The sequence below is a fragment of the Vibrio makurazakiensis genome (genome assembly GCF_050337375.1).
GTDB classification, from domain to species: domain Bacteria; phylum Pseudomonadota; class Gammaproteobacteria; order Enterobacterales; family Vibrionaceae; genus Vibrio; species Vibrio makurazakiensis.
The window spans coordinates 1-6269 of record NZ_JAKJSW010000224.1; the positions used below are offsets into that span (position 1 = coordinate 1).

General features: G+C 44.8%; 6 protein-coding genes. All 6 read right to left on the reverse strand.

The window, feature by feature from the left end; translation table 11 throughout:
- Positions 1-140 precede the first annotated feature (140 nt).
- Complete coding sequence (locus L4C33_RS18420) at positions 141-710, reverse strand: ester cyclase (RefSeq protein ID WP_428813870.1); 570 nt, start codon at positions 708-710, stop codon at positions 141-143.
- A 13-nt stretch (positions 711-723) separates the two neighbouring features.
- Positions 724-1554 carry a carbohydrate ABC transporter permease gene (locus L4C33_RS18425; RefSeq protein WP_428813871.1) on the reverse strand — a complete coding sequence of 277 codons (831 nt, stop codon included), beginning with the start codon at positions 1552-1554 and terminating at the stop codon, positions 724-726.
- Positions 1551-2408: a carbohydrate ABC transporter permease gene (locus tag L4C33_RS18430; protein ID WP_428813872.1), complete on the reverse strand. Its 858-nt coding sequence runs from the start codon at positions 2406-2408 to the stop codon at positions 1551-1553. The genes L4C33_RS18425 and L4C33_RS18430 overlap by 4 nt, the downstream gene beginning before the upstream one ends.
- 9 nt (positions 2409-2417) lie before the next feature.
- Positions 2418-3701, reverse strand: a complete 1284-nt coding sequence (locus tag L4C33_RS18435) for an ABC transporter substrate-binding protein (protein WP_428813873.1) — start codon at positions 3699-3701, stop codon at positions 2418-2420.
- 111 nt (positions 3702-3812) lie between these two features.
- On the reverse strand, positions 3813-4898 hold the full coding sequence (locus L4C33_RS18440; RefSeq protein ID WP_428813874.1) for an ABC transporter ATP-binding protein: 1086 nt from the start codon (positions 4896-4898) through the stop codon (positions 3813-3815).
- A 297-nt stretch (positions 4899-5195) separates the two neighbouring features.
- On the reverse strand, positions 5196-6269 hold a 1074-nt coding region (locus tag L4C33_RS18445; protein ID WP_428813875.1), incomplete at its 5' end, for a TRAP transporter large permease.

Consider the following 6269-nt stretch of genomic DNA (forward strand, 5'->3'; position numbering starts at 1 on the left):
GGATAGCCATATTGTAGTGTTGCGGTATCACTGATTAACTCACTTAATTGTGCTTCAACGCTGGTGAGTTCGAAGTCATACATCGCTTTATTGAGCGCACGAATGCGCTCTTTGTTGTCAGAATTGGACATCAGCCACCTCTAGCACTTTTGGTAAAGAGGGTTGGATTTCGAATCCTTGTTTTCCCAGCCATGACCAGAGAAAGCATCGACACCTAGCTGGGCCATAATGGCAGGGAAATCCACCATTACATAGTTGTCGACTATCTTGCCGTCGACCACTTTCCAGAAGTCCATGTAGCGAATGATCACTTTCTTACCGGTTGGTTCGATGCCCATAAATGATCCTGAATGAATCGCCTCTTGGCGGCCAAAGGCTGCGCACCATTCACCTTGGGTGAGACGAGCCTCGTCGATACAAACCTTATCTGAGAAAGCTGCTTGGAACGGGCGTTGCCAGTTATCTTGAAACTCTTGTAGGTTGTCTTTAAAACCGCAGCCTGCATTACCCATCCAGCGGAAACTCTCTGCAAAGAAGCGTCCCATGTTGTCGATGTCGTGGTCATTTAGTCCATCGACCATAGAATCGATAACATGCAATGTTTCATCGGTTTTAGTCAGGTCGTTATCATTGGTTAATGCTCCCTGTACTGGGCGAGCTGATACTGGTGCAGTATCTTGCGTTGTTGGGTGTTCGCATGTGTGTGTCATTAGTAATTTCCTTTTATCCTTTAACAGCGCCAGCAACCAAGCCAGATACAATCTTTTTCTGGAAGAAAATGATCAGCGCAACGATAGGTAATGTGATTGAAACTGCACCTGCAGCGGTCATTGACCAGTATTTGATGTCATCGGCACCAAATTGCGATATTGCAACTGGCATCGTTGCTGCGTTGGTAGCGGTAAGCGTAAGTGGAATCAAGAACTCGTTGTACGCTAACAAGAAGGTGAACAAACCCGTTGTGATAATGCCTGGCCACATAACAGGAACGATTGCTTTGGCAAAGGCTTGGAATTGGTTGCAGCCGTCCATCATTGCTGATTCTTCTAGCTCTTTAGGGATGTTCATAAAGAACGAACGCATCATCCAAATAGTGAAAGGTTGGTTAATCGCAACCAGCACTAAAATCAATACGATGTGTGTGTCATAAAGCCCAACCATACGGGTGAACTCGTAGTAGGGGATTAAGAACACTGTATGAGGAAGAGAACGGAAAACTAACGCAAGCATCAGCAACCAGAACCCTAACTTGCCTGGGTAGCGAGCCAATGCGTAGCCGGCAAAACAACCGATACTTAGTGAAATAACCACAACGCCAAGGGTAACGATTACGGAGTTAATCAAGAACTCACTGAATCCGAATTCTAGCCACAAGTTCGCATAGTTCATCGCTGTTGGTTCGAACACCCAAACCGGCGGATTAGAAAACGCATCTACCGGTGTTTTAATGGACGTCATGATGGTCCAGAAAAATGGAAAGGCACAAAACAGAACCCATAAGCCCATGATTCCATATACCATCATCTTTTGAATATTTAGGTTACTTGGGTTCATGCGCGAATTCCTTTTTGCTCTTTGTAAGTCAGGTATAAGAAAGGGATCAGTAATACGAATATGCCTAGCATGGTTAATACAGAAACAGCGCTGCCTTTGGCCACAGCGTCTTGCACAATGCCAACGCGATAGTTGTAGTACATCAGAGTTTCTGTCGCATTTAGGCCACCTGTCATTACCGCGACCGAATCAAACAAGCGGTAAGCATCCATAATACAAATCATCGAAATAAACAGAGTGAGTGGCTGTAGCGCCGGTATCACAACATGTTTAATTTGATCCCATTGATGTGCGCCATCTAGAACAGACGATTCCAAAGTGTCTTGTGGAATAGCCTGTAACCCTGCAAAGAACACGATCGCTGCGAACGGTGTGACTTGCCAAATACCGTAGAGGATGATCAAAGCACGCGACTCAAACACATCGCTGAACCAGTACACTTGGATACCAACCAGATTTAACAGGTAAGTGATGTAACCAAAGTCTTGGAATAACCACGAGAAAATCAAGGTGCCCACAACTGGCGTTACCACGAATGGGAGCAAGGTTGCGGCCATAAAGAATCCGCGGATTTTTTGGCTAAGCTTGTTTAATGCGAGAGCGACAATGAACCCCAGCACTAAAACACTGAGCACAACACAAACTGTGTAGACTAATGTGAACTCAAAGGCAGACCAGAACGCATCGTCTTGAAGGATGTCAAAGTAGTTTTCAAACCCGACATAACGGAGTTCGCCTTTGAAGTTAAATCGGTTTAATGACAGGTATAAAGTCATCACCAATGGTGCAGCCATCAGCAGCACCATTGAAGCGATAGACGGACCTGAGAAACCGAGGAAATTACGTAAATTCATGACTGCTCCTTAGTCAATGTAACCTTGTGCTCGCGCTTCTTTGTAATAGCCTTTTGCGGCTTCGTTCAATGCAACTTTGATGCTGGTTTTACCGCGTAGGGCGTCCGGTAGCTTGTTACCAATTTCCGTATGTGCCAAACCGTAGTAGCCCTCTGTAGGGAAAGGTTTTGCTCCACGTTCAATCATTTCTGCAAGCGCACCCAAATAACGATACTGCTCACCTTCAACTTGGTTTGCTGATTGACGAGACAAGAAAGCCAGTTCAGCGCCTTCTTTCATGTTTTCTTTACTCATCGATTCCATCATGATCTTGAAAACCAACTCGCGGTCGGCATTTAAGCGGTGTGGGAATACGTACCCATCCCAGAATATACTTGTAGACGGTATGGTGGTGGTCTTATTGGCTGTTGGTGCCATTGAGTAGTTCACTTTGCCAACCACTTTAGATACTTGGTCGTTATCCATTTCCGCAGCGCGAGTTGCCCATATGTTACCCATTGCTGCTTTGTCTTGTTGGAAGTTCACCATCACTAAATCATTAGAAAGAGATAATGCATTTGGAGACATCAAGGGTAGTAATGACTTAAGAATATTCGCAGCTTCTACGCCCTTCTGTCCATCGAACAGAGGTTTACCGTTTTCATCAAAGTACTGACCACCTAAAGATAGGTAGATGTTGGTGAACTCCGTTGCTAAGTTCCAACCTTTGCCCATTGCYTGAGAAAGAGGGTAGTCGATGCCAGCTTCTTGAAGTGCTTGTCCTGTTGTGACAACTTCTTGATAGGTATGTGGCACTTCTAAGTTATGTTGGTCGAATAGATCTTGGCGGTAAAAGAACTCTTGCATGTTCAACTGGATTGGCAGTGCGTAAATCTCACCGTCATGTTTTGCTAGTTCCCAGATGCTAGGTGGAATGTCCGCAAGGTTGTACTCATCCCAATATTTTTCCACTAGATCCGTGATTGGCTGGATTTGTTCTTTCAGTAAGAACTCATGGTAGCTCTGAGCTGATACTTGAATTACGTCGTAAGGAGAATTACCACGACGGCTGGAAAGCACGATTCGAGCTTGCTCTTGAACTGCGCTACCACCTACTAACTTGTTTTTGATTTCTAGCTTTGATGTTTCGCACTCTTTCATCTTGTCTGAGAAGTGTTTCAAAACTGGGTAACTGTTCGATAGTAGGGAAATTTTTCCTTCCGCTTCTAGGTCGCCAAGGTCGCAAGCTGCATAGCTTGGTGCAGATAAGATAGCGCCAGTACATATGGCGAGTAACGATAATGTTCTTTTCATCTTTGGTAATCCTTTACTACGTAATTTATGTTGGTCATAACCATCGGTTGGATGGATTCAAAGCGGTCAGGCTTTGCATGTTCAACAGCTGTATAACAGAGTGAGCCGTGGTTAAGCCGCTTGGATACAACTGGTTGTTTGTTCGCGATAAATGCGTTGTTCAGATTCCGTATCGAAAAGGTAGGTATGATCAAGGTTGAATTTAAAGCCAACGCGATCGCCCATTCCAACCGTGCAATGTTTGTCTGTGCGACAGATAATGTAATGCTCATCAACTTGAACGGTAATCAGAGTACATTCTCCCGTCATCTCAACGGAATAAACGTCACCATAAAGGTTACTTTCTTCAACGGGACATAAAGCGACATCTTCAGGGCGAACACCTAGTGTTACGGCCTCATTGTCTGAATTATTGAACCCTTCAACGGAGCAGCTAACCCCAGAGAATGTGCCAGCAGAAAGCTTGCCCTTAATGAAGTTCATTCCTGGTGAACCGATAAAGCTTGCTACAAACAGACTTGCAGGGTTGTTGTAGATCTCTTTCGGCGTATCCAATTGCTGAATTTTGCCTTGGTAAAGCACAGCCACTCGGTCGGCCAGTGTCATTGCTTCGATTTGATCGTGGGTTACGTAAACCGTCGTACGTTGAAATTCATGGTGTAGATTTTTGAGTAGAGCACGCATTGAAACGCGCAGTTTTGCATCTAGGTTCGATAGCGGTTCGTCCATCAGGAACATACGAGGCTCGCGAACAATGGCACGAGCTAGCGCCACACGTTGGCGTTGACCACCAGAAAGTGTCGCCGGTTTACGATCCAATAAGTGTTCTAGCTCAACACGTTTTGCTGCACGCATCACTCGGTCATGAAGCTCTTCTTTTGGTACGCGTTGCATCTCAAGAGGGAAGGCAATGTTTCCATAAACTGTTTTTTGTGGGTACAGACCGTAGCTTTGAAACACCATTGCGATATCACGATCTCTAGGGTGAGTGTTATTAACGAACTCACCATCGATATAAACCTCGCCTTCACTTGGAGTATCTAGGCCAGCGATCATTCGCATAGTCGTTGTTTTACCGCAGCCTGATGGGCCCAACAAAACCAGAAACTCTTTGTCTTTAATTTCTAATGACAAGTCATTAATGGCGGTGAAATTGTCCCAGTATTTCTTAATGTTCTTGAGTGAAACTGATGCCATGATTTACTCCATCCATGTTTGAATTGGTTTTTTTTGCATACGAATCCATTTTGGCAAAGGTGGGGCAAACAGCAACATATAATTAACAATTAACACATCTTCGTATCAATAGTGTGTGAGGAGTCATATTCAGACTATTTGGTGGTGCTGATTAGATAACAACCAGTTGACTTTGTACAAACCTTGAACGGATAAGGGCTAATCTTAGTTTTGGATAGGTATGCATTGATATGGTGCAATAAAAAAGTGAGCCAATTGGCTCACTTTATGTTTGGGCTGTTGTGGTGTTACAAAGGGTTACCCTAAGAGGTTGGGTAGGGTTAGAGAAATAGCGGGGATAAAGGTAATAATCATCAAAGCGACGAGCATGGCACCAATCCAGCCTAGAATCGCCCGTGACAAGGATTCAATGGGAACATTACCGACCTGGCTTGCCATAAATAGGTTGGCTCCGAGTGGAGGGGTAACAAAGCCTATGGCTAAGTTCACTATCATCACGATACCAAAGTGAATAGGGTCCATTCCCAACGCTGTAACGATAGGTAACAGTATTGGAGTCAAGATAACAATCGCCGCTAATGTCTCCATAAATGTACCCACGATCAGCAGTAATGCGGTGATACATAGCAAGATGAGCAGTTTGTTTTCCGTAATAGAGAGAATGAACTGTGCGATTTCGGTTGGCAGGCGTTCAAGCGTTAGGATTCGACCAAAGGTGACCGAAGCGCCCACAATCACAAGTACTGCGCCAACCAATAGGGAAGATTCTAAAATAATCTTCACGACCTTTTTGTAATCCAGTTCTTTGTATACAAACATGCCGAAAAACAAGCCGTACAACACGCCTATCGCAGCGGATTCGGTTGGTGTGAACACACCAGAGTAGATGCCGCCAAGAATGATAACGGGTAATAGCATCGCCCAAATCGCTTCTTTGAGAGCTGCAAGCCGTTCAGGCCACGTGGCTTTTTTATCGTTGCCTTTGTAACCGCGGATTTTAGACACGATCAAGCAATAACCGATCAGCACTAAACCTACGACAAGCCCAGGAATAATCCCGGCCATGAACATTTTAGTGACCGATACCTCCGCAGTGATGGCATATACGATCATCACAACAGATGGAGGAATAATTACACCAATACCACCAGAAGAGGCAATCAGTGCGCCAGCAAAGCTTCGGTCATAGCCTTTTTTGACCATAGACGGAATCATAGTTAAGCCAATAGCGGCAACGGTTGCCGAACCTGTACCTGAGATTGAAGCAAAGAACATGCAAGCTACGATGGCTACAATCCCTAAACCGCCAGTGAAGTGGCCAAAGAATACCTCAGCAACATGTAAAAGACGTTTTGATATACCGCCCTGGCT

Excerpts from the sequence above, each read along its gene's own strand:
- L4C33_RS18420 (WP_428813870.1), bottom strand. The coding sequence starts at position 710 with ATGACACACACATGCGAACACCCAACAACGCAAGATACTGCACCAGTA.
- L4C33_RS18440 (WP_428813874.1), bottom strand. The coding sequence starts at position 4,898 with ATGGCATCAGTTTCACTCAAGAACATTAAGAAATACTGGGACAATTTC.
- L4C33_RS18430 (WP_428813872.1), bottom strand. The coding sequence starts at position 2,408 with ATGAATTTACGTAATTTCCTCGGTTTCTCAGGTCCGTCTATCGCTTCA.
- L4C33_RS18425 (WP_428813871.1), bottom strand. The coding sequence starts at position 1,554 with ATGAACCCAAGTAACCTAAATATTCAAAAGATGATGGTATATGGAATC.